Source organism: Burkholderia ubonensis subsp. mesacidophila (genome assembly GCF_002097715.1).
Taxonomy (GTDB): Bacteria; Pseudomonadota; Gammaproteobacteria; order Burkholderiales; family Burkholderiaceae; genus Burkholderia; species Burkholderia mesacidophila.
Genome location: NZ_CP020737.1, coordinates 3,281,189 through 3,306,690 on the forward strand (window position 1 = coordinate 3,281,189; position 25,502 = coordinate 3,306,690).

Annotated in this window: 22 protein-coding genes; 11 read left to right on the forward strand and 11 right to left on the reverse strand. The window is 68.3% G+C overall.

Annotated features, from left to right (window positions below; genetic code table 11):
• Positions 1–28 precede the first annotated feature (28 nt).
• The gene (pth, locus tag B7P44_RS15420) at positions 29–631 is read left to right on the forward strand and encodes an aminoacyl-tRNA hydrolase (protein ID WP_042586348.1); all 603 of its coding nucleotides are present in this window, start codon (positions 29–31) and stop codon (positions 629–631) included.
• Positions 632–689: 58 nt separating this feature from the next.
• The gene (gene hisC / locus B7P44_RS15425; protein ID WP_084905565.1) at positions 690–1,757 is read left to right on the forward strand and encodes a histidinol-phosphate transaminase; all 1,068 of its coding nucleotides are present in this window, start codon (positions 690–692) and stop codon (positions 1,755–1,757) included.
• Between the two features lie 41 nt (positions 1,758–1,798).
• Here hisC and B7P44_RS15430 read toward each other — a convergent pair whose 3' ends face one another.
• From B7P44_RS15430 to rsmD, 3 genes are all read right to left on the reverse strand, one after another.
• Positions 1,799–2,068 carry a YfhL family 4Fe-4S dicluster ferredoxin gene (locus B7P44_RS15430; RefSeq protein WP_084905567.1) on the reverse strand — a complete coding sequence of 90 codons (270 nt, stop codon included), beginning with the start codon at positions 2,066–2,068 and terminating at the stop codon, positions 1,799–1,801.
• Positions 2,069–2,127: 59 nt separating this feature from the next.
• Positions 2,128–2,628, reverse strand: a complete 501-nt coding sequence (gene coaD, locus B7P44_RS15435; RefSeq protein ID WP_010090649.1) for a pantetheine-phosphate adenylyltransferase — start codon at positions 2,626–2,628, stop codon at positions 2,128–2,130.
• Positions 2,629–2,766: 138 nt separating this feature from the next.
• Complete coding sequence (gene rsmD / locus B7P44_RS15440) at positions 2,767–3,390, reverse strand: 16S rRNA (guanine(966)-N(2))-methyltransferase RsmD (RefSeq protein WP_084905569.1); 624 nt, start codon at positions 3,388–3,390, stop codon at positions 2,767–2,769.
• A gap of 202 nt (positions 3,391–3,592) precedes the next feature.
• Between rsmD and ftsY the strand changes: the two genes are divergently transcribed.
• Entirely contained in the window at positions 3,593–4,765 is a 1,173-nt protein-coding gene (gene ftsY / locus B7P44_RS15445; protein WP_084905571.1) for a signal recognition particle-docking protein FtsY, read from the forward strand.
• Positions 4,766–4,831: 66 nt separating this feature from the next.
• Here ftsY and maiA read toward each other — a convergent pair whose 3' ends face one another.
• Entirely contained in the window at positions 4,832–5,476 is a 645-nt protein-coding gene (maiA, locus tag B7P44_RS15450) for a maleylacetoacetate isomerase (RefSeq protein ID WP_084905573.1), read from the reverse strand.
• A gap of 232 nt (positions 5,477–5,708) precedes the next feature.
• Here maiA and ybiB point away from each other — a divergent pair, with 232 nt between their 5' ends.
• Together ybiB and leuA are read left to right on the forward strand one after the other, a co-directional pair.
• Positions 5,709–6,692 (forward strand): DNA-binding protein YbiB, encoded by a 984-nt coding sequence (gene ybiB / locus B7P44_RS15455; protein ID WP_084905576.1) that lies wholly within the window; start codon positions 5,709–5,711, stop codon positions 6,690–6,692.
• 414 nt (positions 6,693–7,106) lie between these two features.
• Positions 7,107–8,753 carry a 2-isopropylmalate synthase gene (leuA, locus tag B7P44_RS15460; protein ID WP_084905578.1) on the forward strand — a complete coding sequence of 549 codons (1,647 nt, stop codon included), beginning with the start codon at positions 7,107–7,109 and terminating at the stop codon, positions 8,751–8,753.
• A gap of 140 nt (positions 8,754–8,893) precedes the next feature.
• On the opposite strand, the gene B7P44_RS15465 is transcribed toward leuA, so the two are convergent.
• Together B7P44_RS15465 and B7P44_RS15470 are read right to left on the reverse strand one after the other, a co-directional pair.
• Positions 8,894–9,277: a nuclear transport factor 2 family protein gene (locus B7P44_RS15465; RefSeq protein WP_010090640.1), complete on the reverse strand. Its 384-nt coding sequence runs from the start codon at positions 9,275–9,277 to the stop codon at positions 8,894–8,896.
• A 45-nt stretch (positions 9,278–9,322) separates the two neighbouring features.
• Complete coding sequence (locus B7P44_RS15470) at positions 9,323–9,889, reverse strand: acyloxyacyl hydrolase (RefSeq protein ID WP_084905580.1); 567 nt, start codon at positions 9,887–9,889, stop codon at positions 9,323–9,325.
• 361 nt (positions 9,890–10,250) lie between these two features.
• Here B7P44_RS15470 and rpoH point away from each other — a divergent pair, with 361 nt between their 5' ends.
• From rpoH to B7P44_RS15505, 6 genes are all read left to right on the forward strand, one after another.
• Positions 10,251–11,186 carry an RNA polymerase sigma factor RpoH gene (gene rpoH, locus B7P44_RS15480; RefSeq protein ID WP_084905584.1) on the forward strand — a complete coding sequence of 312 codons (936 nt, stop codon included), beginning with the start codon at positions 10,251–10,253 and terminating at the stop codon, positions 11,184–11,186.
• A 303-nt stretch (positions 11,187–11,489) separates the two neighbouring features.
• Positions 11,490–11,762, forward strand: coding sequence for a cytochrome oxidase putative small subunit CydP (gene cydP, locus B7P44_RS15485; RefSeq protein ID WP_193834331.1), 273 nt, complete (start codon positions 11,490–11,492; stop codon positions 11,760–11,762).
• Positions 11,752–13,332: a cytochrome ubiquinol oxidase subunit I gene (locus B7P44_RS15490; protein WP_084905586.1), complete on the forward strand. Its 1,581-nt coding sequence runs from the start codon at positions 11,752–11,754 to the stop codon at positions 13,330–13,332. The genes cydP and B7P44_RS15490 overlap by 11 nt, the downstream gene beginning before the upstream one ends.
• A 31-nt stretch (positions 13,333–13,363) precedes the next feature.
• A complete protein-coding gene (gene cydB, locus B7P44_RS15495) occupies positions 13,364–14,500 on the forward strand; it encodes a cytochrome d ubiquinol oxidase subunit II (protein ID WP_084905588.1) in 1,137 nt (378 codons plus the stop codon).
• 54 nt (positions 14,501–14,554) lie between these two features.
• Positions 14,555–14,680, forward strand: a complete 126-nt coding sequence (gene cydX, locus B7P44_RS15500; RefSeq protein WP_042586361.1) for a cytochrome bd-I oxidase subunit CydX — start codon at positions 14,555–14,557, stop codon at positions 14,678–14,680.
• Between the two features lie 520 nt (positions 14,681–15,200).
• Positions 15,201–17,684 (forward strand): beta-N-acetylhexosaminidase, encoded by a 2,484-nt coding sequence (locus B7P44_RS15505; protein ID WP_084905590.1) that lies wholly within the window; start codon positions 15,201–15,203, stop codon positions 17,682–17,684.
• A gap of 115 nt (positions 17,685–17,799) precedes the next feature.
• On the opposite strand, the gene nagE is transcribed toward B7P44_RS15505, so the two are convergent.
• From nagE to B7P44_RS15530, 5 genes are all read right to left on the reverse strand, one after another.
• The gene (gene nagE / locus B7P44_RS15510) at positions 17,800–19,557 is read right to left on the reverse strand and encodes an N-acetylglucosamine-specific PTS transporter subunit IIBC (protein ID WP_084905592.1); all 1,758 of its coding nucleotides are present in this window, start codon (positions 19,555–19,557) and stop codon (positions 17,800–17,802) included.
• Between the two features lie 93 nt (positions 19,558–19,650).
• Entirely contained in the window at positions 19,651–22,233 is a 2,583-nt protein-coding gene (gene ptsP / locus B7P44_RS15515; RefSeq protein WP_084905594.1) for a phosphoenolpyruvate--protein phosphotransferase, read from the reverse strand.
• 16 nt (positions 22,234–22,249) lie between these two features.
• The gene (locus B7P44_RS15520) at positions 22,250–23,272 is read right to left on the reverse strand and encodes an SIS domain-containing protein (RefSeq protein ID WP_084905596.1); all 1,023 of its coding nucleotides are present in this window, start codon (positions 23,270–23,272) and stop codon (positions 22,250–22,252) included.
• Positions 23,265–24,368, reverse strand: a complete 1,104-nt coding sequence (gene nagA, locus B7P44_RS15525) for an N-acetylglucosamine-6-phosphate deacetylase (protein ID WP_084905598.1) — start codon at positions 24,366–24,368, stop codon at positions 23,265–23,267. Before nagA ends, B7P44_RS15520 begins: the two co-directional genes overlap by 8 nt.
• Positions 24,369–24,466: 98 nt before the next feature.
• Entirely contained in the window at positions 24,467–25,201 is a 735-nt protein-coding gene (locus B7P44_RS15530; RefSeq protein ID WP_084905600.1) for a GntR family transcriptional regulator, read from the reverse strand.
• Positions 25,202–25,502: the final 301 nt, after the last annotated feature.

The following is a 25,502-nucleotide window of genomic DNA, read 5'->3' on the forward strand; positions in this document are numbered from 1 at the left end:
GGCGGCTTGCCGCCGCTATCGAAACGTCATGATCAAACTGATCGTCGGCCTCGGCAATCCCGGGGCGGAATACACCGCGACGCGCCACAACGCCGGCTTCTGGCTGATCGACCAGCTGGCCCGCGAAGCGGGCGCCACGCTGCGCGACGAGCGCCGCTTCCACGGCTTCTACGCGAAGGCCCGCCTGCACGGCGAGGAAGTCCATCTGCTCGAACCGCAGACGTACATGAACCGCTCCGGCCAGTCGGTCGTCGCGCTCGCGCAATTCTTCAAGATCCTGCCCGACCAGATCCTCGTCGCGCACGACGAGCTCGACCTGCCGCCCGGCACCGTCAAGCTGAAGCGCGGCGGCGGCAGCGGCGGCCACAACGGCCTCAAGGACATTTCCGCGCACCTGTCGTCGCAGCAGTACTGGCGGCTGCGGATCGGCATCGGCCATCCGCGCGACCTGATCCCCGAAAGCGCGCGCGCCGGCGCGAAGCCGGACGTCGCGAATTTCGTGCTGAAGCCGCCGCGCCGCGAAGAGCAGGACGTGATCGACGCGTCGATCGAACGTGCGCTCGCGGTGATGCCGATGGTCGTCAAGGGCGAGCTCGACCGCGCGACGATGCTGCTGCATCGCAACGGCTGAGCGCACCGCTGGCCGCGCATGAGGTAATCTCGTCGTTTTACCCGTCAGGAGCCAAGCGGTGAGCCGTTACTGGAGCGACGTCGTTCAGCAACTCGTGCCCTACGTGCCGGGCGAACAGCCCGCGCTCGCGCATCCGGTCAAGCTGAACACCAACGAGAATCCCTATCCGCCGTCGCCGCGCGTCGTCGCGGCGATCGCGCACGAACTCGGCGAAACCGGCGAGACGCTGCGCCGCTATCCGGATCCGCTCGCGCGCCAGCTGCGCGAGACGGTCGCCGCCCATCACCGCATCGCGCCGGATCAGGTATTCGTCGGCAACGGCTCCGATGAAGTCCTCGCGCACACGTTCCAGGCGCTGCTCAAGCACGACCGGCCGCTGCGCTTCCCCGACATCTCGTACAGCTTCTATCCAACCTATGCGCGGCTGTACGACGTGCCCTACACGGCGCTGCCGCTCGCTGACGATTTCTCGATCCGCGTCGACGACTACCTCGACGACGCGGGCGGCGTGCTGTTCCCGAACCCGAACGCGCCGACGGGCCGCGCGCTGCCGCTCGCGGACATCGAGCGGATCGCCGCCGCGAATCCGTCGTCGGCGGTCGTCATCGACGAGGCATATGTGGATTTCGGCGCGCAGTCGGCGATCTCGCTGATCGACCGCTACCCGAACCTGCTGGTCGTCCATACGACGTCGAAGGCCCGCTCGCTCGCGGGGATGCGGGTCGGCTTCGCGTTCGGCGATGCCGGCCTGATCGACGCGCTCAACCGCGTGAAGGACAGCTTCAACTCGTACCCGCTCGACCGTCTCGCGCAGGTCGCGGCGCGCGCCGCCTACGAGGACGACGCGTACTTCGACGCGACGTGCCGGCGCGTGATCGACAGCCGCACGCGGCTCACGCAAGCGCTGGAAGCCATGGGATTCGACGTCGTGCCGTCGGCGGCGAATTTCGTGTTCGCGCGCCATCCGGCGCACGACGCGGCCACGCTGGCGACACGGCTCAAGGAGCGGGAGATTTTCGTGCGGCACTTCAAGCTGCCGCGGATCGACCAGCATCTGCGCATCACCGTCGGCACCGATGCCGAGTGCGACTCGCTCGCCGCGGCGCTGCGCGACCTGCTGGGCTGAAATCGGCGCGGGCGGCACGCGCCGCCCGGCCCTTCATTGCGTCACTGCGGCGCGTCGTCGTCCTTCGCGGCAATCAACGCGTGGTACTTCTCCATCAACTGCGCTTGCGTTTCCGCGTGCTGCGGATCGCGCGGGATGCATTCGACCGGACACACCTGCTGGCACTGCGGCTCGTCGAAATGGCCGACGCACTCGGTGCATTTGTTGGGGTCGATCACGTAGATTTCCGGGCCCATCGAAATCGCGCCGTTCGGGCACTCAGGCTCGCACACGTCGCAATTGATGCACTCGTCGGTAATCATCAAAGACATACTGATCTCACTTGCTCAGGCCAGCGGCCGGCTTCGGGGAGAAGCCGGCCGGCGCCGCATCACGCGGCCGGGCCCTGGCCCATTGCGGCCACTTTTTCCGTCAGCCACTTCTCGACCGACGGGAACACGAACTTGCTGACATCTCCACCCAACTGGGCGATTTCGCGCACGATCGTCCCGGAAATGAACTGGTACTGATCGGACGGCGTCATGAACATCGTCTCGACGTCCGGCAGCAGATAGCGGTTCATCCCCGCCATCTGGAACTCGTATTCGAAATCGGACACCGCGCGCAGGCCGCGCACGATCACCCGCGCGTTGTTGGTGCGGACGAAATCCTTCAGCAGGCCGGTGAAGCCCATCACCTTCACGTTCGGGTAATGGCCAAGCACCTCGTTCGCAATCTCCAGACGTTCCTCCAGCGAGAAGAACGGCTTTTTCGCGCGGCTGTCGGCGACGCCGACGACCAGCGTATCAAAAATGCTCGATGCGCGCCGCACGAGATCTTCGTGGCCACGCGTCAGCGGATCGAACGTACCCGGATACACGGCGACTACCATGTCGCTCCTCCTGTCTTCACGCAAATGGGGGTGCAGCCGTGCGACGCGCACGCCACTGCCGAGATGGGCAAACGCCGCCGTTCAGGCTCGCCGCCTGTTGCACGTCGCCCGTTGCACGCGCCTCGTTTGGAACGCGCATTATTCATCATTTTCGCGTCGCAGCAAATGATAGTGCACCGCCCCCGCCTTGCCGTGCTTCGCAATCTCCCAGCCGGCGAGCGCATCGTGCGCGGCCGGGTCGAGTTCCTCCCCGGTCTCGACGTACAGCGCGCCGCCCGGCGCCACCAGCGGCGCGGTGAGCGCGATCGCGCGCGCGAGCACGGCCGCGTCGCCGAACGGCGGGTCGAGGAACACGACGTCGAACGCGCCCGGCGCGAGGCCTGCCGCGAGCCGCAGCGCATCGGCCTCGGCGACCTCGACCGTGCGCGCGCCGAGCTTGTCCCGGATCGCGCGCAGCTGCTGCGCCGCGCGCGGATGGCGCTCGACCATCACGACGCTCGCCGCGCCGCGCGAGGCGGCCTCGAAGCCGAGCGCGCCGGTGCCGGCGAACAGATCAAGGCAGCGCTGCCCGTCGAGGTCCTGGCCGAGCCAGTTGAACAGCGTCTCGCGGACGCGGTCGGGCGTCGGGCGCAGGCCGTCGAGATCCAGCACCGCGAGCGGCGTGCGTTTCCAGTCGCCGCCGATGATGCGGATCGCGTGCGGCTTGCCGCGGCTGGTGGGGGCCGCGGGGCGGCCGGAGGGTGAACGGGATGAACGGGACATGCGGGAGGAATATCGAACGGAGGACCGGGCGCGCACGGGGCGCGCCGCCAAACAGGCGCACGTTACCACAGCGGCGGCGCGCGCTGGCGCGAGCGCCGCGCTGCGCCTGATAAAATGCGAGGTTTCGGCTGTCGCGCGCGACAGCCCGCACGCAATCCGCGCCTTCAGCGACGCCGGATCGCCCTCTTTCCGACACCAGACCATGTTCAGTTTCTTCAAACGATTCAAGAAAACGCAGGAGCCGACGCCCGCGGAAGCGCCGTCGGCCGCCGAGCCGCAGGCGGACGCGCAGTCCGCCGATGCGCCCGCGCCGCAGCCGGCGCCGGCCCCGCGCGAATCCGCGCCCTCGTCCGGCGGCGCGGCGCCGCAGCTGGACACGCCCGCCGTCGTGATGACGGTCACCCCGGCCGACGGCGGCCGCGGCGAGGTCGTCGAGACGGTCGAGATCGTCCCGCCGCCCACAACGGACCCCAATGCGAAGAAGTCGTGGCTCGCGCGCCTGAAGTCCGGGCTCGCGAAGACCAGTTCGAGCATCACCGGCGTGTTCGTCAGCACGAAGATCGACGAGGACCTGTACGAGGAGCTCGAGACCGCGCTGCTGATGTCCGACGCGGGCATCGACGCGACCGAATACCTGCTCGACGCGCTGCGCGAGAAAGTGCGCACGAACCGGCTCACCGATCCGCAGCAGGTCAAGGGTGCGCTGCACGACCTGCTCGTCGACCTGCTGAAGCCGCTCGAGAAATCGCTGATGCTCGGCCGCGCGCAGCCGCTCGTGATGATGATCGCGGGCGTCAACGGCGCCGGCAAGACGACCAGCATCGGCAAGCTCGCCAAGCACCTGCAGAGCTTCGACCAGTCGGTGCTGCTGGCCGCGGGCGACACGTTCCGCGCGGCCGCCCGCGAACAGCTGACGATCTGGGGCGAGCGCAATAACGTGACGGTGGTGCAGCAGGAAAGCGGCGATCCAGCCGCGGTGATCTTCGACGCGGTCAGCGCCGCGCGCGCGCGCGGCATCGACGTGATGATGGCCGACACCGCCGGCCGCCTGCCGACGCAGCTGCACCTGATGGAAGAGCTGAAGAAGGTGAAGCGCGTGATCTCGAAGGCGCACGACGGCGCGCCGCACGAAGTGCTGCTCGTGATCGACGCGAACACGGGCCAGAACGCGCTCACGCAGGTGAAGGCGTTCGACGACGCGCTCGGCCTGACCGGCCTCATCGTCACGAAGCTCGACGGCACCGCGAAGGGCGGCATCCTCGCCGCGATCGCGCGGCAGCGCCCGGTGCCCGTCTACTTCATCGGCGTCGGCGAGAAGGTCGAGGACCTGCAGCCGTTCAGCGCAGAGGAATTCGTCGACGCGCTGCTCGGCTGAACGCCGCGCACCGTCCCGCACGAAGGGCGCCCATGGGCGCCCTTTTTCATGCGGCCGGCACCGACCTCACTCGGCGTCGGGCTGCGCGCCGGGCGCGGCCGCCTTGAACGCGTCGAGCGTCATCGCGTAATCGTAAATCCGCTGGATCGTCGGGAAGCGCGACGTGTCGATCGCGAAGCGGTTCGCATTGAACACCTGCGGCACGACGCAGATGTCCGCAAGCGTCGGCGTATCGCCGAAGCACAGCTTGCCGGTGCGCGGATCGTTCGCAAGGCGCGCTTCCAGCGTCGTGAACCCCGCCTCGATCCAGTGGCGATACCAGTCGTTCTTCGCCTCTTCCGGCACCTGGAGCATGTGCTTCAGGTACTTCAGCACGCGCAGGTTGTTGAGCGGGTGGATCTCGCACGCGATCTGCAGCGCGATCGACCGCACGTACGCACGGTCGAGCGGCGCTTTCGGCAGCAGCGGCGGCTCGGGATGAGCCTCGTCCAGGTACTCGACGATCGCGAGCGACTGCTGCAGCGCCGCGTCGCCGTCGACGAGCGTCGGCACCAGCGAATCCGGGCTCAGCGCGCGATATTCGTCCTTCAGTTGCTGGCCGCCGTCGCGCAGCAGATGCACCGGCACGTAGTCGAACGGCAGCTGCTTCAGGTGCAGCGCGATCCGCACGCGATACGAGGCGGAACTGCGGAAATAGCTGTAAAGCTTCATCGGATGTCTCTCGTTGTCGTGATCGGCCGGTGAACGCGCAGGGCGGAGACCGGCATGCGCGGCATGGGCAGCGCGCAGGGAACCGGGGGCCGACGCGGGCGTCGCCGGATGCATCAGTGTAGCGCGCGGCGCCGCGCCCCCGCGCGCTTGCCGGATCCGCGCACATGCGATACTGAGAGGGTTCCTCACATCAGATGCGCGGCCCCGACGCCGGCCGCCCCACCCCGCTTCGATGACCGCTTCCCACGATCCCGCCGCCCGCCCGGCCGAGCCGTTCCACAGTGCCCGCTTCATCAAGGAAATCGGGCGCGGACCGCATGGCGCGCGCGCGCTGTCCGCCGAAGACACCTTCGAGCTGTATCGGGCGATGCTCGACGCGCGCGTGTCGGACCTCGAACTCGGCGCGATCCTGATCGCGTATCGCCTGAAGGGTGAGACCGCCGACGAGCTGGCCGCGATGCTGGCCGCCGCACACGCGTCGTTCGAGCCCGTGCACGTGCGCGACGGCGCGTTCCGCGCGGTGTCGATCCCGAGCTACAACGGCGCGCGCAAGCAGCCGAACCTCGTGCCGCTGCTCGCGCTCTTGCTCGCGCGCGAAGGCGTGCCGGTGCTCGTGCACGGCGTCACGCACGATCCGGGCCGCGTGACGAGCGCCGAGATCTTCGCCGCGCTGTCGATCGCGCCGTCGGCATCGCACGCCGGGATCGAGGACATGCTCGCCGAACGCCGCGTCGCGTTCGCGCCGATCGACACGCTCGCGCCGCAGCTCGCGCGCCTGCTGGCGATGCGCGGCGTGCTCGGCGTGCGCAACTCGACGCATACGCTCGTGAAGATCCTGCAGCCGTTCGCGCCCGCGGGCCTGCGGCTCGTCAACTACACGCATCCGCCGTACCGCGACAGTCTCGCGCAGCTGTTCCGCGGCCATCCTGACGCGGCGCAGGGCGGCGCGTTGCTCGCGCGCGGCACCGAAGGCGAGGCCGTTGCCGACACGCGGCGCCAGGTGCAGGTCGACTGGCTGCACGACGGCGTCTGCGACACGCTGATCGAAGCGGAGCGCTCGTCGGCCGACGCGCCGCCCGTCGCGCTGCCGGAATCGCGCGATGCGGCCACGACCGCGGCCTGGACGGACGCCGTGCTGCGCGGCGAGATGCCGGTGCCCGAGACGGTCGCGCGACAGGTCGAGACGATCGTGCGCGTCGTCCGCCGCGGCGCCTGAGCGCGCAGCGGCGCGCCGATCCGGCGCCGCGCGCTGTCGCTCGCGGCCCACGCCGGCCAAACCGCCCCATTTGACACGCGCGGGCATCCTGGCATAGAGTTGTCGCCATGCGTTCCTTTCCGAACACCCTCCGAATTACCTCCGGCCGCCTAGCGCGGCCGCTATCGCTACGACTAGCCTAAGGCTGTCGTAGCGCCGTGTGCTGTCCGCACGGTCCCTCCCAGCAGTTCCTCGCAGTACCCCTCTCGTAGTTTTTACAACCCGAAGTCGTCAGCTTTCGTCCGTCTATCCGTCGGCCGATTCGCGAAGATCATCCGTATCCGGCGCGCGTTCGTGCGCACCGGTGCGAGGCAGCGTCAACCGTCGCTCATGCCGCCCGTCTTCGCTCGCGACTTGAGACCCGAGGTCCCGAAGATGAAGCGCAACCCGCAAGAAAAGTACCGACCGTTCGAGCCCGTCCGCATCAATGGCCGCAAATGGCCGACCCGCACGATCGAGCGCGCGCCGGTCTGGATGAGCACCGATTTGCGCGACGGCAACCAGTCCCTGATCGAGCCGATGAGCATCGAGCAGAAGCTCGAGTTCTTCGAGATGCTCGTCGCGATCGGCTTCAAGGAGATCGAAGTCGGTTTTCCGTCGGCGTCGCAAACCGACTTCGATTTCGTGCGCAGGCTGATCGACGAGCAGCGCATTCCCGACGACGTGACGATCGAAGTGCTCGTGCAGTCGCGCGAAGACCTGATCGCCCGCACGTTCGACGCGCTCGAAGGCGTGCCGCGCGCGATCGTGCACCTGTACAACGCGATCTGCCCGTCGTTCCGCCGCATCGTGTTCGGGATGTCGAAGGACGACGTGAAGGCGCTCGCGGTCGACGGCACGCGGCTCATCAAGGAATATGCGGCGGCGCGCCCGGACACGCACTGGACCTACCAGTACTCGCCCGAGACCTTCAGCATGACCGAGCTGTCGTTCGCTCGCGAAGTGTGCGACGCAGTCGCGCAGACCTGGCGGCCGACCCGCGACCACAAGATGATCGTCAACCTGCCGGCGACCGTCGAAGCCGCGACGCCGAACGTGTTCGCAGACCAGATCGAATGGATGGACCGCAACCTCGGCTATCGCGACAGCATCGTGCTGTCCGTGCATCCGCACAACGACCGCGGCACCGCCGTCGCCGCCGCCGAGCTCGCGCTGCTCGCGGGCGCCGACCGCATCGAAGGCTGCCTGTTCGGCAACGGCGAGCGCACCGGCAACGTCGATCTCGTCACGCTCGCGCTGAACCTCTACACGCAGGGCATCGATCCGGGGCTCGATTTCTCCGACATCGACGCGGTGCGCCGCGTCGTCGAGCGCTGCAACCAGATTCCCGTGCACCCGCGCCACCCGTATGCGGGCGACCTCGTGTTCACCGCGTTCTCCGGCTCGCACCAGGACGCGATCCGCAAGGGCTTCGCGCAGCAGCGGCCCGACGCGATCTGGGAAGTGCCGTACCTGCCGATCGATCCGGCCGATCTCGGCCGCAGCTACGACGCGGTGATCCGCGTGAACAGCCAGTCCGGCAAGGGCGGCGCGACGTTCCTGCTCGAACGCGGGATGGGCTTCACGCCGCCGCGCCGCGTGCAGATCGAGTTCAGCCACGCGGTGCAGACGCTGGCCGATGCATCCGGCGAGGAAGTGACGGGCGACGCGATCTGCGCGCTGTTCGCACGTGAATTCTACGAGACCGAGGGCCCGGCCGCGCGCAACGGCGGCAGCGCACACTGGCAGAACCGCGACGTCGCAGGCGCCAGTGCAACCGGCGCGGCGCCCGAAGAGGCGGCGCGGCGCGCGGCGGCGGCCTTCGCGGCCGCGGCGGGCGTCGCGATCGACGTCGCGTCGTGCGAACACGCGCGCACGGTCGACGGACACATCGCGGTATCGGTCGGCTGCCGGGTCGGCGACGCGCCGCTGCGGCACGGCATCGGCGTGCACGCCGATGCGGCGAGCGCCGCGCTCGACGCGGTCGTCAGCGCGATCAACCGCTCGGCGTGGCACTGCGCCGACCGCCGTGCGGCGGCGTGACGATTCGATTCAGGGTTTGAAGAAGGTCAGCGAGCGGTGCGAGACCGCCTGCGCAGCGTGCGATCCGCGCTGCGCAGGCCAGCAAGAAGCGGCCCAGGAGGCCGCTTCGGACGGGACACGAAAAGGAACGCCACGCGCGTTCATGTCTCGGTCGCGCACCGCGTCGCCTGCCACGCGAGCAGGCGCCAGCGCCCCTGCTCCTGCGTCTGCACCGCGGTGTACGCAATCGGAAATACGAGGCCGCCGTTGTTCGTTTCCATCTCGATCAGCGCGCGTCCCGTGACGAGGCAGGTATCGTCGCCCACGGGCAGCACGTCCTGCGACTGGATTTCGATCTGACGATAGCGGCGGCGACCGGCGGCGATGGCGTCGATGAACTGCTGCTTGGTTTCCCGTTTGCCGTTGGTGTGCACGTAGAACACCTTGTCCGACAGCAGCGCGTCGAGCACTTCGCCGTCTGCATCCACCATCGCCCGGAACCGATCGCGCTCGAGCGCGCGAATCGCATCGACCACCTTCGCCATCGCCTGACTCCTCGGCAACGCGCACGCCGTGCGCGGGCGTGCGGATCAGAAGTTGTACTGCAGATAGAACTGGTGGAAATTTATACCAGGATTCGGCTCTTTGATACCCGCGTTAGACACATGTTGAAAGCGGTAGCCGACCTGGTACTGTTGCCGCTGGCCGAACTGCAGGCCGACGCCGGCCACGTCGGCGAACTGGAACGCGGTCGACATCGACAGATCGTTCGAAATCGTCGGATGAGACAGCAGCCGGATGCCGGCGCCGGCTTCGACATACGGGCGGACCGCGCCCGCGCTCTTGATGAAGCGGACCATCGGCGTCGCGCCGAACTCCCAGATGCTCGAGTGGATGTTGCCGTTCGTATGCCAGTAACTGACGTTACCCTCCATCACGAACGCGAAGTGCCAGCCGCCGATTTCCCACCAGGTCCAGTCCGGATCCCAGACCACACCGAGATTGCCCTTGTCGATGCCATGGCGATCGGAAAACCCGCCGCCCGCCTGAATCCCCCAGCGATCCGCCAGCGCTGCCCCTGAACCACCCAGCAGCGACGCCGCCAGGACCGCGTGCAACGCAAGCCGGCTCCGCCGCCGACCGTTCTTGTTGTTCATCTGACACTCCAACTTTGTGGGTTGAACGGAGCCAGCCGCCAGACGGCCGGACTCGAGCGAACAGAATGGTATGGTAAAGGACATTTCGGATCGGCATCGCGAAACGAAATGGTTTGCTGCCGAAACTACAAAAATCGGAATCGCCTGCTAATTCTCAGAAAAAACAACAGGTTATGGAACTTGCATGCATTCGAGCGGTCATGTCTAATACTATCGACATCACCAGATCGATAGAAAACCGGGAACTCCAAAGCCCGCACCCTCTCTAAGGAATTAGCACTCAGTTGGTGGGAGTGCTAAGATTGACCGCGGAATCATCCGAGACCGGGGTTCATCCCTGATTCCAAAGGAGTTTTTTTAAGTGAGCAACGCACTGACCCTTCCGAACACCCTGAGCCCGGCGTCTGCTAAGGCCGAATCGGCAGGCTCGCTGGCGCTCGCAACCCATTCGATGTTGCCGGGCCAGCTGGGCAACATCGACGCCTATATCCAGGCAGTCAATCGTATCCCGTTGCTGACCGCCGAGGAAGAACGTCAGTACGCCACCGAGTTCCGCGAGCAGAACAACCTCGACTCGGCCCGCCGCCTCGTGCTGTCGCACCTGCGGCTCGTCGTGTCGATCGCGCGCAACTATCTCGGCTACGGCCTGCCGCACGGCGACCTGATCCAGGAAGGCAACATCGGCCTGATGAAGGCCGTGAAGCGCTTCGATCCGGCGCAGAACGTGCGCCTCGTGTCCTATGCGATCCACTGGATCAAGGCCGAGATCCACGAATACATCCTGCGCAACTGGCGCATGGTGAAGGTCGCGACGACGAAGGCGCAGCGCAAGCTGTTCTTCAACCTGCGCAGCCACAAGAAGGGCATGCAGGCGATGACGCCCGAGGAAATCGACGGCCTTGCGCAAGAGCTCAACGTCAAGCGCGAAGAAGTCACCGAGATGGAAACGCGCCTGTCGGGCGGCGACATCGCGCTCGAAGGGCAGGTCGAGGACGGCGAGGAAAGCTATGCGCCGATCGCGTATCTCGCCGATTCGCACAACGAGCCGACCGCCGTGCTCGCCGCGCGTCAGCGCGACACGCTGCAGACGGACGGCATCGCGCAGGCGCTCGACGCGCTCGATGCGCGCAGCCGCCGCATCATCGAGGCGCGCTGGCTGCACGTCGACGACGACGGCTCGGGCGGCTCGACGCTGCACGATCTCGCCGCCGAGTTCGGCGTGTCGGCGGAGCGCATCCGCCAGATCGAAGCGAGCGCGATGAAAAAAATGCGCACGGCCCTCGCCGCTTACGCATAACGCCCGCCGATTTAAAACGCTTCATCAAAAACCGCTGCCCACCCGGCAGCGGTTTTTTTTCGCCCATAAATTGACCAATTCAATCGGGTATTCACCAAAACGACGCCTGTTCCGGAGAAGCTTGATTCAGATCAAGTTTCGACGAACCCTTCGCGACGGTCCGCCGCAGCGCAGCACTCGGCACGTCGCGGGCGTCCTCTTAAAATTGATGCGTCAGGCGCAATAGGATTAAAAACTGCTTAACAAGCCGTCATCAATCCGACGTAGAGTCGCCCCAAACCTGCTTTAATCCGATTCAGGATAATGGCCTTGATCTCGATCGATAAAAAGCCCGCGCCCACGGCCGGCGCGACCGGCTGGCGCGGTCGCCTCGCCGCATGGGCCCGTGGCCCGACACTCGCCCGCGACATCACCATCGTGCTGCTTGTCAAGCTGGCCCTGCTGATGGCGCTCAAATACGCATTCTTCAATCACCCGCAGGCCGAGCACATGTCGTTGCCGCCTGCCGCCGTCGCCGAGAAGCTGCTCTCGGTGCCGGCCCCCGCATCTACCGAGAGAGACCATCATGATAAGTAGCGAAGTCGTCGATCTGTCGCGTCTGCAGTTCGGCATCACAGCGCTCTACCACTTCCTGTTCGTCCCGCTGACCCTCGGCCTGTCCTGGCTGCTCGTCGTCATGGAAGCCGTCTACGTGATGACCGGCAAGCAGGTCTACAAGGACATGACCCAGTTCTGGGGCAAGCTGTTCGGCATCAACTTCGCGATGGGCGTGACGACCGGCATCACGCTCGAATTCCAGTTCGGCACGAACTGGTCGTACTACTCGCACTACGTCGGCGACATCTTCGGCGTGCCGCTCGCGGTTGAAGGCCTGATGGCGTTCTTCCTCGAATCGACGTTCGTCGGCCTGTTCTTCTTCGGCTGGAACCGCCTGTCGAAGGTCAAGCACCTGATGGTCACGTTCCTCGTCGCGCTCGGCTCGAACCTGTCCGCGTTGTGGATCCTCGTCGCGAACGGCTGGATGAACAACCCGGTCGGCGCCGAGTTCAACTACCAGACGATGCGCATGGAAATGACGAACCTGTTCGACGTCGTGTTCAACCCGGTCGCGCAAGTGAAGTTCGTGCACACGGTGTCGGCCGGCTACGTGTCGGCGGCGATGTTCGTGCTCGGCGTGTCGTCGTGGTACCTGCTGAAGAAGCGCGACACCGATTTCGCGCTGCGCTCGTTCGCGGTCGCGGCCGGCTTCGGCCTCGCGTCGACGCTCTGCGTGATCGTGCTCGGCGACGAATCGGGCTATACGACCGGCGAAGTTCAGAAAATGAAGCTCGCCGCGATCGAATCCGAATGGGAGACCGCGCCGGCGCCGGCGGCGTTCACGCTGATCGGGCTGCCGAACCAGCAGGAAGAACGCACCGACTACGCGATCAAGATCCCTTATGCGCTCGGCCTGATCGCGACGCGCTCGATCAGCGAGCCGGTGATCGGCCTGCGGGACCTTGCCAAGCGCAGCGAAGAGCACATCCAGAGCGGGATGATCGCTTACGGCGCACTGCAGAAGCTCAAGGAAGGCGACACGAGCGCCGCGACCCGCGAGCTGTTCGACAAGCACAAGGAATATCTCGGCTACGGGCTGATGCTCAAGCAGTTCACGGCGAAGGTCACCGACGCGACGCCGGAGCAGATCAAGGCCGCCGCGAAGAAGACCATCCCGCCTGTTGCGCCGGTGTTCTTCTCGTTCCGGATCATGGTGTTCCTCGGCTTCCTGTTCCTTGCGACGTTCGTCGCCGCGTTCTGGTTCTGCGCGCGCCGCGAGCTGCTGCAGGACAACCGCCGCTGGTTCCTGCGCTATGCGGTGTGGGCAATCCCGCTGCCGTGGATCGCGATCGAATTCGGCTGGGTCGTCGCCGAACTGGGCCGCCAGCCGTGGACGATCGCGGGCATCCTGCCGACGCACCTGTCCGCGTCGAGCCTGACGCCGACCGACCTGTACCTGAGCCTGGCCGGCTTCATCCTGTTCTACACGGTGCTGTTCATCATCGAGATCACGCTGATGTTCAAGTACGCGCGCCTCGGCCCGTCGTCGCTGCATACCGGCCGCTACCACCACGAGCTGGCGGCAGCCAGCGAGCGCGCCCCGGCCTGAGCCCGGCCCAGACACCGAACAAGGAATCGCTATGGACTACGCAACTCTCAAGCTTATCTGGTGGCTGCTCGTCGGCGTGCTGCTGATCGGCTTCGCCGTCACCGACGGCTTCGACATGGGCGCGACCGCGCTGCTGCCGTTCCTCGGCAAGACCGACGAGGAGCGCCGCATCATCGTCAACACGGTCGGCGCGACCTGGGAAGGCAACCAGGTGTGGCTGATCACCGCCGGCGGCGCGATGTTCGCCGCTTGGCCGCTCGTCTATGCGGCATCGTTCTCCGGCTTCTACTTCGCGATGCTGCTCGTGCTGTTCGCGCTGTTCTTCCGGCCGGTCGGCTTCGACTACCGCAGCAAGCGGCCGGACCCGCGCTGGCGCGCGGGCTGGGACTGGGGCCTCTTCATCGGCGGCTTCGTGCCGGCGCTCGTGTTCGGCGTCGCATTCGGCAACCTGCTGCAGGGCGTGCCGTTCCAGTTCGACACCGACCTGCGCGTGAGCTACCACGGCAGCTTCTGGGCGCTCCTGAACCCGTTCGCGCTGCTCTGCGGCCTCGTCAGCCTGACGATGCTGGTCGCGCACGGCGCCGCGTTCATCAAGATGAAGACGGACGGCGTGATCGCGCGCCGCGCGTCGGTCGCGCTGCGCGTGTCGGCGTTCCTCGCCGTCGTGCTGTTCGTGCTCGCGGGCGTGCTGATCGCATCGTATGTCGGCGGCTATCACATCACCCGCGCAGCGCCCACCGACACGGTCGCGAACCCGCTGCTGAAGGACGTCGCCGCCGGCTCGGGCCTGTGGCTCGCGAACTACGGCCAGTATCCGTGGATGGTCGCGGCGCCGGTCGTCGGCATCGCCGGCGGCGTGCTCGCGCTGCTGCTCGCGGGCTCGCGCCTCGAGAAGACCGCGTTCTTCTGCACGGGCCTGATGATCGTCGGCGTGATCCTGACCGCGGGCTTCTCGATGTTCCCGTTCATCATGCCGTCGTCGCTCGACCCGAGGAGCAGCCTGACCGTGTGGGACTCGACGTCGAGCCACATGACGCTGCAGGTGATGCTGTTCGCCGTGATCGTGTTCCTGCCGCTGATCCTGCTCTACACGAGCTGGGTCTACCGCGTGATGCGCGGCAAGGTCACGCGCGAGGCGCTCGAGGAAAACAAGCACTCGATGTATTGAACCCGGCGGGGCGCGCACGCGCCCCCCGCCCCACGTTTCGCAAGGAGTCGGATCATGTGGTACTTCAGCTGGATTCTCGGTATCGGCGTCGCGCTCGCGTTCGGCATCGTCAACGCGATGTGGCTCGAAGCGCAGCCGAAGCGCGTCGCGCCGGCCGGCGCGAAAGCCGACCGGGCCTGATGCCGCGGCGGTGGCCGCCGCGCCCGCCCGGACGACATGCGCCGGGCGCGCCGGACAGATCGCCGTCACGCAGCAATCAACCTCGCCTCGTGCGAGGTTTTTTTTCGCCCGCGGCACGCCGCCTCGCGGCGCCTCGTCTCAAAAGCTAATGCCATTCTGGAACCAAATTAATACCACTTGAATACCATTCAAAGGTTTCATATGATCTTTCACGCGGCCGTCCACAGGCCGCGTCCACTTGGGTGGAGGAGACATGAAAGATCCCCGCTTGGCCCGGTCCGGCCGCGCCCGTCGAGGCACGCCGCTCATGAACGCACACGGCCGGCGCGCGTGCCGCGAACCCGATCCGTAGCGCACGGCCCCGCGCGCTGCATGCACGCCTCGTGCACGCCCTATGCGCACTTCGTGCCCCCTCGCCCGCGCGCGGCCCCCAGCCTTCCCCGCAGCCTCCTTGAAAGACCCGATCGCAGCGACGTAATCCCACGGCGTCGTATCGCCGAACTTTTTTTGAGGAATCCCCATGAATCGCATCCTGCATTCCCTGTGCGCCGGCGCGCTGATCACGGCGGCGCTGTCGCCGGCCGCGTCGCCTGCGCAGACGCCCGCGCGCGCGGCGCCCGGCGCGACCGTGAACGCCCCCGCGCCGACACCCGCCGGGCTCGCGACGCTGCTATCGAACGGCCTCGCGTTGCGCGTCGCCATCGACAACAATCACGCGGCATCGGCCGGCGTGCCGTGCGCCGATCTCGGCGCGGACTGGGCGAGCTGCGCGACAGGCCGCCTGATCCTGCAGAACCGCGGCCACCAGCCGATCGCCGACGGCGGCTGGCGGCTCTACCTGCACAGCATCCGCCGCCTGCTGCGGATCGACCGGCCGGGCTTCGCGCTGCGCCGCCTGACCGGCGACCTGTACGAACTGACGCCGCAGCTGGGTTCGATCCGGCTCGCGCCGGGCGAGCGCATCGAGCTGCCGGTCGTCGCCGAATACTGGTTTCGCCGCTACAGCGACGTGATTCCGCGGCCCTACGTGGTCGTCGACGGCGCGCCGCCCGCCGTGCTGCGCTACAACGACACCGACGACGAGTTGCGCTACGTCGAATCGCTGCCCGCCGACGCGCAGAACAATTCACCCGGCAACGCGCCGCCCGTCGCCGCGCGGCCGGACGCCAGCCGCGCGCTGCCGAGCGTGAAGCGGCAGCGTGCGCTAGCCGGCGCGCTCGAGCTGCGCGGCGTCGACCTGACGCTGCCGGACCTGCCGTCCGCGCAAGTGGCGGCGCTGCGCGAGCGCGCGGGCACGCTCGGGCTCGACGGCGCGCGCGTGCCGGTGTGGGGCGTCGTCGCGCCGCGCCGGCTGCCGGCCGATATCGCGACGCCCGGCGGCTACCGGCTGGCGATCGGGCCGCGCGGCGCGTTCATCGAGGCCTACGATCGCGCCGGGCTCTACTACGGCGTGCAGACCCTGTTCTCGCTCGCGCCGGCCGGCGGCGGCACGCTTCCCGCGATGCTTGTCGAAGACGCGCCGCGCTTCGACCATCGCGGCATGCACGTCGACCTCGCGCGCAACTTCAAGCACCCGGCGACGCTGCGCCGCCTGATCGACCAGATGAGCGCGTACAAGCTCAACCGGCTGCACCTGCACCTGTCCGACGACGAAGGCTGGCGCATCGAGATTCCCGGCCTGCCGGAGCTGACCGACGTCGGCGCGCGCCGCTGCCACGATCCGTCCGAAACGCGTTGCCTGCTGCCGCAGCTCGGCTCGGGGCCCGACAACCAGTCGGGCGGCGGCTACCTGACGCGCGCCGATTACGTAGCGCTGCTGCGCTACGCGGCTGACCGCTTCGTCGACGTGATTCCCGAGATCGACATGCCCGCGCACTCGCGCGCGGCCGTCGTGTCGATGGAGGCGCGCTATCGCCGCCTGCACGCGGCGAGCCGCGAGCAGGAAGCCAACGCGTACCGCCTGCTCGATCCGCAGGACACGTCGAACCTGCTGACGGTGCAGTTCTACGACCGGCGCAGCGACCTGAACCCGTGCGTGCCGGGCGCGCTCAACTTCGCGACGAAGGTGATCCGCGAAATCGCGGCGATGCACGCGGACGCGCAAGTGCCGCTGCGCACCTGGCACTACGGCGGCGACGAGGCGAAGAACATCCTGCTCGGCGCGGGCTTCCAGCCGCTCACCGGCGCCGATCCCGGCAAGGGCCGCGTCGATCTCGCGGCGCAGGACAAGCCGTGGGCGCGCTCGCCGGCGTGCACCGCGCTGCTGCAGCGGGGCGAGGTCAAGTCGATCGACGAGCTGCCGACCCGCTTCGCGAAGCAGGTCAGCGCGGTCGTGAACGCGAACGGGATCGGCACGATGGCCGCGTGGCAGGACGGCATCAAGCACGCGAACGGTCCGCAGGACTTCAGCACGCGCAACGTGATGGTGTCGCTGTGGGACACGATCTTCTGGGGTGCATCCGACAGCGCGCGCGACCTGAGCGCGAAGGGATACCGAACGGTGCTCGCGCTGCCCGACTACCTGTACTTCGATTTCCCGTACACGCGCAATCCGCGTGAGCGCGGCTATTACTGGGGCTCGCAGGCGACCGACGAGTACAAGGTGTTCTCTCTCGCGCCGGAGAACCTGCCGCAGAACGCAGAGGTGATCGGCGACCGCGACGGCAATCCGTTCGAGGTGACGAGCGCCGGCGCCGCGCCGCGCATCGAAGGGATCCAGGGGCAGGCGTGGGGCGAAGTGATGCGCAACGACCGGCTGCTCGAATACATGGTGTATCCGCGGCTGCTCGCGCTCGCCGAGCGCGCATGGCACAAGGCCGACTGGGAGCTGCCGTACGCGGCGGGAGTGCGCTACAAGCTCGGCGACACGCATCACGTCGACACGGCCGCGCTGCAGCGCGACTGGGCGGGCTTCGCGACGCTGCTCCAGCAGCGTGAACTGCCGAAGCTCGAGCGCGCGGGGATCGGCTATCGGAAGCCGACGTTCACGCTGACGAACGAGTGAACGGCGGCCGGGGGCGCGCTTCGGGTGCGCCTCCGGTCGTTCACCCCAAACAAAAACGGCTTGCGATCATCGCAAGCCGTTTTCTTTTTTCCTTTTCCCGGGCGGCGCGAACCCGTCACGCGGGCTGGGCCGCCGCGCTACCGCCAGCCGAAGGCAGACGCGCCGTGAGCAATTGCGCATAACGCGAAGCCGACGAACCGCAGACGATGTGGAACGTATCGGCCCCGACCCACGCGACGTCGAGCGACGCGAGCCGCTCGCGATCGACCGCCGACGGATCGACCACCGCGACGCGCAACCGCGTCGTCGCCACCGCGTCGAGCGACGCGACGTTGGTCGCGCCGCCGAACACCGCGAGCCAGCGCGCCGGATCGGGATCGAGCGGACCGGCCGCGCCGTCCGCCGTCGCGGCCGGCGCCGCCGCTGCGACAGCCGACGCCGCGGCCGTCGCGCCACCGCCGATCGCCGCGCGCATTTCGTCGGCGATGATGTCCGCCTCCGGCCCGATGATCACCTGCACGCTGTTGCCGCCGCGCTTGAGCACGCCGCGCGCGCCGATCGCCTTCAGGTCCGGTTCCGACACCTTGTCCGGATCGGCGACGGTCAACCGCAGGCGCGTCGTGCACGCGTCGACGACCGTCAGGTTGCCCGCGCCGCCGAGCGCGGCGATGTAGCGCTGCGCGCGCGGCGCCGCGGCGCTCGCGGCCGGCGCGACGTAGCCGCCCGACTGGTACGACTCGGCCGCACCTTCAGCCGTCGCCGGCTCGCGGCCCGGCGTCGCCATGTTGAACTTGCGGATGAAGAAGCGGAACAGCCCGTAGTACGCGAAGCCGTATGCGAGGCCGAGCGGAATCGCGATCCAGCCCTTCGTCGACAGCCCGTAGTTCAGCCCGTAGTCGATCGCGCCCGCCGAGAACGTGAAGCCGAGCTTCACGCCGAGAATCTGGCAGATCGCGAGCGACAGCCCCGTCAGCACCGCGTGGATCACGTACAGCACCGGCGCGAGGAACATGAAGCTGAATTCGATCGGCTCGGTCACGCCGGTCAGGAACGACGTGAGCGCCATCGAGAACAGCAGGCCGCCGACCACCGCGCGGCGCTCCTTCGGCGCCTCGTGCAGCATCGCGAGACACGCGGCCGGCAGGCCGAACATCATGATCGGGAAGAAGCCGGCCATGAAGGTGCCCGCGCTCGGGTCGCCCGCGAAGAAGCGGTGCAGGTCGCCGTGCACGAGCTCGCCGCCGGCCGGCGGCGTGAAGTTGCCGAACACGAACCACGCGAGCGAGTTGATGATGTGGTGCAGGCCCGTGACGAGCAGCAGCCGGTTCAGGAAGCCGAACACGAACGCGCCGATCGCGCCCGCGGTCGTCAGCCACTGGCCAGCCGCGTCGATCGCATGCTGGACCGGCTGCCACACGTAGCCGAACACGATGCCGAGCAGCACGCACGCGAGGCCGGTGGCGATCGGCACAAAGCGCTTGCCGCCGAAGAACGCGAGGTAGTCGGGCAGCTTGATGTCCTTGTAGCGGTTGTACAGCAAGCCCGCGACCACGCCCGCGATGATCCCGGACAGCACGCCCATGTTCAGCTTGGGATCGATGTCCTTCATGATCGCGGTTTCGATCAGGTAGCCGATCGCGCCCGCGAGCGCCGCGACGCCGTTGTTGTCCTTCGCGAAGCCGACCGCCACGCCGATCGCGAACAGCAGCGGCAGGTTGTCGAAGATCGCGCCGCCCGCGTCGGCGATCATCTTGATGTTGAACACGTCCGGCTGGCCGAGCCGCAGCAGGATGCCGGCGACCGGCAGCACCGCGATCGGCAACATCAGCGCCCTTCCCAGGCTCTGTATCTTCAGAAACGGATTCCCGTCCATTCAGTCCTCCAATCCTTGTCTCTTCGTTGACCTGATTGCTTTCGTAGTGAATTTGCGTTGCCGCTGAAACCGCACGCGAGTCCCCGCCGACGCTCAGTCGAGCGGCCAGATCTCGCGGCTTGCTGCCCTGACCGCCTGTGCCGAATCGAGCGTGAGCAGATCCTGCGCGCGCTGGCGGCACAACGGGTAATCGAGTCGGCGCACGCGCGCCTTGATGCCCGGCACCGACACCGGATCGACCGACAGCTCGGTCACGCCGAGGCCGACGAGGATCGGCACCGCGAGCGGATCGCCGCCGAGCGCGCCGCACACGCCGACCCACTTGCCGTGCTTGTCCGCGCCGCGCACCGCGATGTCGATCAGGCGCAGCACGGCCGGATGCAGGCCGTCTGCCTGCGCGGCCAGATCGGCCTGGCAGCGGTCCATCGCGAGCGTGTACTGGGTGAGGTCGTTGGTGCCGATCGACAGGAAGTCCGCATGCTGCGCGAGCTGGTCGGCCAGCAGCGCCGCGGACGGCACCTCGATCATCACGCCGACCTCGATCGGCTCGATGCGGCCCATCGCGCGCGCGAACTCGTCGATGCGCTTTCGCAGCCGCACGAGCTCGCCCGCGTCGGTGACCATCGGCAGCAGGATGCGCACCGCGCCGAACGGCTTCACCGCGAGCAGGCCCTGCAGCTGGTCGTCGAGCAGATCGGGGCGCACCTGCGCGAGACGGATGCCGCGCAGGCCGAGCGCCGGGTTCGGCTCGGGCGGCAGCGTCAGGTAGTCGACTTCCTTGTCCGCGCCGACGTCGAGCGTGCGGATGATCGCGGTGCGGCCCTGCAGCGCGTCGACGATCGACTGGTAGCTCTGCTGGTGCTCGACGATCGTCGGCGCCGACTGGCGATGGATGAACATCAGCTCGGTGCGCAGCAGGCCGACCGCGTCCGCGCCGTTGTCGACGGCCGTGTTCGCGTCGTCGAGCGTCGCGATGTTCGCGGCGACCTCGATCGCGCGGCCGTCGGCGGTCGCGGCGGCTTCGCCCGCGGTCTGGCGGTTCGCTTCGCGCACGCCGGCGAGACGCTCGCGCTCGTGCCGCGCGCGCTCGACGTCGAGCGCGGTCGGCGCGTGTTCGAGACGGCCCGCGCTCGCATCGACGACGACCTGCGTGCCGTCCGGAATCGCGTACAGCGCGTCGCCGACCGCGACCAGCGCCGGAATGCCGAGCTGGCGCGCGATGATCGCCGCGTGCGACGTCGCGCCGCCGCGCGCCATCACGAGCGCGGTCACGCGTGCGCGATCGAGCGACGACAGGTCCGACGGCGTGAATTCCTCGGCCGCGAGCACGGCCTCGTCGGGCAGCGCGCGCGCCGCGCCGTTCGTGTGGCCGAGCGCGCGCAGCACGCGCTTCTCGATGTCGCGCAGGTCGGCCGCGCGCTCGGCAAGCAGCGCGTCGTCGAGCTTCGACAGCGTGTCGATCTGCGCGCGGATCGTCGCGCGCCACGCGAAGCCCGCGCTCTTGCCGAGACTGATCAGGTCGCGCGCCGCGTCGATCAGCGTCGGATCCTCGAGCAGCACGCGATGCACCGCGAAGATCCCTGCCTCGCCGACCGCGCCGCGCGCCGATGCGTTGCGCACGGTGACGTCGAGTTCCGCATCGACGGCCTTCAGCGCCTGGTCGAGCTGGCGGCTTTCCGATGCGGGCGTGCCGCTCGCCTGCTCGGGCGGCGTGAGGTCCGCGTCGTCGAGGCGCACCAGCGTGCCGACCGCGATGCCGGGCGCCGCGCACACGCCCGCGAGCGTGTTCGGCTCAAGCGGCGCGCCGGCGTTGCGCACGACTGCCTGCGGCGCGGGCGACAGCGTGCGCGCCGGCTTCTCCTCGACTTCGCCGTGCGCCTCGCGCAGCAACTCCTGCGCGACCGCGTCGACCGCCTGCTGCGCCTGCGCGCCGCGGCCGACCAGCTCGATCGTCGCCTGTTCGCCGGCGCCGAGGCCGAGCAGCCCGACCACGCTTTCGATCGGCGCCTTGCGGCCGTCGAAATGCACGTCGACGTGCGCGTCGAGCCCGCGCGCCGCCTCGCGCGCCCGCGCGGCCGGCCGCGCGTGCAGGCCGCCCGGCTGCGTCAACTGAACCGCGCGGCGCACTTCGTTCATCGCCGCGGCGCCGGCCGCGGCCGCCTGCACGGCGGCGTCGCCCTTGCCGCGCAGCGTGAGGAGCGGCGTCTCGCCCGCCGTCGCGAACCCTTGCGCGCGGTCGATCACGTCGAATGCATCGGAATTCGCGATCGCGATCACCGACACGAGTGAATGCGCGCTGCGCGCGACCGCGTCCTGGTCGAACTCGATCAGCAGGTCGCCCGCCTCGACGCGCGCGCCGGCCTCGACGCGCGCGGTGAAGCCCTGCCCGTTCAGCTCGACGGTGTCGATGCCGATGTGCAGCAGCACTTCCGCACCCTGCGGCGTCGTGATCGTCACCGCGTGGCCGGTGCGCGCGAGATGCGACACGATGCCGGCGCACGGCGCGACGAGCTTGCCGGCGAGCGGGTCGATGCCGATGCCGTCGCCGAACATCCCGCCGGAGAACACCGGATCGGGCACGTCGGCCAGCGGAACGATCGGCCCCGTCAACGGAGCAAGCAGGACGATCTGATCGTGGGTGGGGCTCTTCAACTGGGACTCCTCGGCGCGTCTCATCGGCGTTCTCGGCTCATCAATGCGTTTCGGTGACTTTGTTCAGGTGGCGCGGCGTATCGGGATTGCGGCCGCGCGCGACGGCGAGATCCGCCGCCATCACGTAGAACGACAGAATGGCGGCGATCGGGTCGAGCGCCGCATGGGCGGACTGCGCGAGCGGCAGCACCGTGCCTGCGCCTGACAAGCCGGGCGTGCCGGCCGGCGCGGCGAGCAGCACCGCGGCGCCGCGTGCGCGCATGTCGGCCGCGAGCTGCAGGAGGCCCGCCTGCTCCGGCCCCGGCGGCGCGAACACGAGCAGCGGGTAGTCGCGGTCGATCAGCTCCATCGGGCCGTGACGCACCTCGGCGCTCGAGAACGCCTCGGCCTGGATGCCGGAGGTTTCCTTCAGCTTCAGCGCGGCTTCCTGCGCGATCGCGAGGCCAAGGCCGCGGCCGATCACGATCATCCGCTCGACGTCGGCGAGCGCGGCGACGGCCGGCGACCAGTCGAGCGAACCCGCGTGCGCGAGCACGTCGGGCAAGCCGCGCAGCGCGGCGACGAGCGCCGCGTCGCGCTGCCAGAACGCAACGATCTGCGCGGACAGCGACAGCATCGCGATGTAGCTCTTGGTGGCCGCGACCGACAGTTCGGGGCCGGCCAGCAGCGGCAGCTGGTGCTCGCAGGCGTCGGCGAGCGGCGACGGCAGCACGTTGACCGCCGCGACGGTGCGCGCGCCGGCTTCGCGCAGCGCGGCCATCGTGTTGACGAGATCGGGGCTCTTGCCCGACTGGGAGAATGCGATCGCGAGCTGGTCCTGCACCTTCAGCGGCGCCTGCTGCAGCGTCGCGACCGACATCGGCAGCGACGCGACCGGCACGCCGAGGCGGCTCATCGTCAGGCTCGCGAAATAGCTCGCGGCGTGATCCGAGCTGCCGCGCGCGACCGTCAGCGCGACGGCCGGCGGATGATCCATCAGCTGGCCGGCGAGCGCTTCGACGCGCGCGGTGTCGGCGAGCTGCGCGGCGACGACCTGGGCGGCCTCGCGCGCTTCCTTAAGCATATTCGACAATCGATTCTCCTTCGACGTAGGTCGCGGTGAGGTTCAGGTCGCGATCGAACACGGCGACGTCGGCCCACGCGCCGCGCACGAGGCGGCCGCGATCGGCGATGCCGAGATAGTCGGCCGCGTAGCGCGACATCCGGTTCGACACGTCGGCGATCGGCAGGCCGAGCGACACGAGGTTGCGCAGCGCCTGGTCCATCGTCAGCGTGCTGCCGGCGAGCGTGCCGTCGGCGAGCCGCACGCCGCCGAGGCACTTCGTCACGTGCTGGCTGCCGAGCCGGTATTCGCCGTCGGGCATGCCGGTCGCCGACGTGCTGTCGGTCACGACGTACAGGCGCGGAATCGCGCGCAGCGCCGCGCGGATCGCGCCCGGGTGCACGTGCAGCAGGTCGGGGATGATCTCCGCGTATTCGGCGTGCGCGAGCGCCGCGCCGACGAGGCCCGGGTTGCGGTGGTGCAGCGGCGACATCGCGTTGAACAGGTGCGTGAAGCCGCACGCGCCGTGCTTGAGCGCGGCGACCGCGTCGTCGTAGGTCGCGAGCGAGTGGCCGAGCTGCACGCGCACGCCGCGCGCGGCCATCTCGCCGATGATCTCGATGTGGCCGGCGATTTCCGGCGCGAGCGTGACGACGCGGATCGGCGCGATCGACAGGTACTTCAGCACTTCGTCGAGCACCGCCGACACGGCCGCGTCCGGCTGCGCGCCGAGCTTGCCGGGGTTGATGTACGGCCCTTCGAGGTGCACGCCGAGCACGCGCGCGCCGCCCGGCGTGCGGGTGCGCGCGACGCTGCCGAGGTTGCCGACGACCTTCATCAGCTCGTCGCGCGGCGCGGTCATCGTGGTCGCGAGCAGGCTCGTCGTGCCGTACTGCGCGTGCGTGCGGGCGATCGTCTCGATCGCGTCGCCGCCTTCCATCACGTCGGCGCCGCCGCCGCCGTGCACGTGCAGGTCGATGAAGCCGGGCAGGATGTACGGCGCGTCGTTCTTCGCGGGATCGGCAGGGGCGCCGTCGAGCGCCGTGATGCGCCCGTTCTCGCAATCGAGCGAACCGTGAATCCAGCCGTCGGGGGTCAGGATGTTGCCAGTCAGCATGACAGTCTCTTGATGATCTGGTGACGCGGCGAGCCGCGTCGTGATGTGCAAAGTCCGCAGGGTGCGCCGGTCTTCGCGCGCCGGGGCAGTCTCCCGCTTCAGCGTTTCAGTTCGGCGACGAAGTCGTAGTAATCGTCGCGGCAATACGTTTCGGTCACTTCGATCGCGCGCTCGTCGGTGCCGTAGCCGATCCGCGTGATCACGAGGAGCGCCGCGCCCGGCGCCACCGCCATCCATTTCGCGATGTCGCGCGTCGCGTTCACCGCGCGAAAGTGCTGCAGCGCGCGCACCACGACCTTGCCGCGTGCTTCGAGGTACTCGTACAGCGACGCGTCGAGCGCGTGCGGATCGGGCACCACCGCGGCCGGCAGCGTCGAGTGCTCGACCGCCATCACGATGCCGTCCGCGCGGCGCAGCCGCTCGAGCCGCGCGACCATCGCGCCGGGCGCGAGGCCGAGATGCGTGATCTCGTCGCGGCTCGCGGCGCGCAGCTTGCGCGACAGCCACACCGAATCCGGCGCGAAGCCGCGCTGACGCATCTTCGCGGTAAAGCCGACCAGGTGCGACAGCGGATCGGTGACACGCGGCGTGATGAAGGTGCCCGCGCCGCGCGCCCGCGTGACCAGGCCCTGCTCGACCAGCAGCGCCAGCGCGCGCCGCGCGGTGATCCGCGACACGCCGACCGACGCCGACAGCACCCGCTCCGACGGCAGCGCCTCGCCGGCCTGCCATGCGCCGTCGTGGATCGCGCTCGCCAGATTGCGCGCGAGCTGCAGATAAAGCGGCGTATCGCGGTGAGGATCGGGCGCCAGTTCGGAACAGCCGGTTTCCATGAGCCTCCGGGGAGTCGGACGACGGACGCGGGCCGTCGGAAAGTGAAGGCATTATATAACCACAATAATACCAGTCAACGAACTGGTATTAGCGCCGTGAAAATCGCCGGAAGCCTTGCCCGGCAAGCGTTTTAGTCGCAACAAAGCCTTTGTTTACAACGCAATACGGGATAGGGATTTACCCGGGGTGGTATGCAAGGGGACGGTTTCGCGATGCCGCCGGGCGGGAAAATCGCAACGGAAACGAGACCGGAATAGAACCAGTTCCGCGTACTGGTATGCATCGCGCAACGAGCTGGCT

Coding starts and splice junctions, on each gene's coding strand:
- cydB (WP_084905588.1), top strand. CDS start 13,364: ATGGACTACGCAACTCTCAAGCTTATCTGGTGGCTGCTCGTCGGCGTG.
- B7P44_RS15430 (WP_084905567.1), bottom strand. CDS start 2,068: ATGTCTTTGATGATTACCGACGAGTGCATCAATTGCGACGTGTGCGAG.
- ftsY (WP_084905571.1), top strand. CDS start 3,593: ATGTTCAGTTTCTTCAAACGATTCAAGAAAACGCAGGAGCCGACGCCC.
- cydX (WP_042586361.1), top strand. CDS start 14,555: ATGTGGTACTTCAGCTGGATTCTCGGTATCGGCGTCGCGCTCGCGTTC.
- nagE (WP_084905592.1), bottom strand. CDS start 19,557: ATGGACGGGAATCCGTTTCTGAAGATACAGAGCCTGGGAAGGGCGCTG.
- B7P44_RS15520 (WP_084905596.1), bottom strand. CDS start 23,272: ATGCTTAAGGAAGCGCGCGAGGCCGCCCAGGTCGTCGCCGCGCAGCTC.
- cydP (WP_193834331.1), top strand. CDS start 11,490: ATGGCCTTGATCTCGATCGATAAAAAGCCCGCGCCCACGGCCGGCGCG.
- B7P44_RS15490 (WP_084905586.1), top strand. CDS start 11,752: ATGATAAGTAGCGAAGTCGTCGATCTGTCGCGTCTGCAGTTCGGCATC.
- pth (WP_042586348.1), top strand. CDS start 29: ATGATCAAACTGATCGTCGGCCTCGGCAATCCCGGGGCGGAATACACC.
- coaD (WP_010090649.1), bottom strand. CDS start 2,628: ATGGTAGTCGCCGTGTATCCGGGTACGTTCGATCCGCTGACGCGTGGC.
- ybiB (WP_084905576.1), top strand. CDS start 5,709: ATGACCGCTTCCCACGATCCCGCCGCCCGCCCGGCCGAGCCGTTCCAC.
- rsmD (WP_084905569.1), bottom strand. CDS start 3,390: ATGTCCCGTTCATCCCGTTCACCCTCCGGCCGCCCCGCGGCCCCCACC.
- B7P44_RS15505 (WP_084905590.1), top strand. CDS start 15,201: ATGAATCGCATCCTGCATTCCCTGTGCGCCGGCGCGCTGATCACGGCG.
- ptsP (WP_084905594.1), bottom strand. CDS start 22,233: ATGAGACGCGCCGAGGAGTCCCAGTTGAAGAGCCCCACCCACGATCAG.
- B7P44_RS15465 (WP_010090640.1), bottom strand. CDS start 9,277: ATGGCGAAGGTGGTCGATGCGATTCGCGCGCTCGAGCGCGATCGGTTC.
- maiA (WP_084905573.1), bottom strand. CDS start 5,476: ATGAAGCTTTACAGCTATTTCCGCAGTTCCGCCTCGTATCGCGTGCGG.
- leuA (WP_084905578.1), top strand. CDS start 7,107: ATGAAGCGCAACCCGCAAGAAAAGTACCGACCGTTCGAGCCCGTCCGC.
- B7P44_RS15470 (WP_084905580.1), bottom strand. CDS start 9,889: ATGAACAACAAGAACGGTCGGCGGCGGAGCCGGCTTGCGTTGCACGCG.
- B7P44_RS15530 (WP_084905600.1), bottom strand. CDS start 25,201: ATGGAAACCGGCTGTTCCGAACTGGCGCCCGATCCTCACCGCGATACG.
- nagA (WP_084905598.1), bottom strand. CDS start 24,368: ATGCTGACTGGCAACATCCTGACCCCCGACGGCTGGATTCACGGTTCG.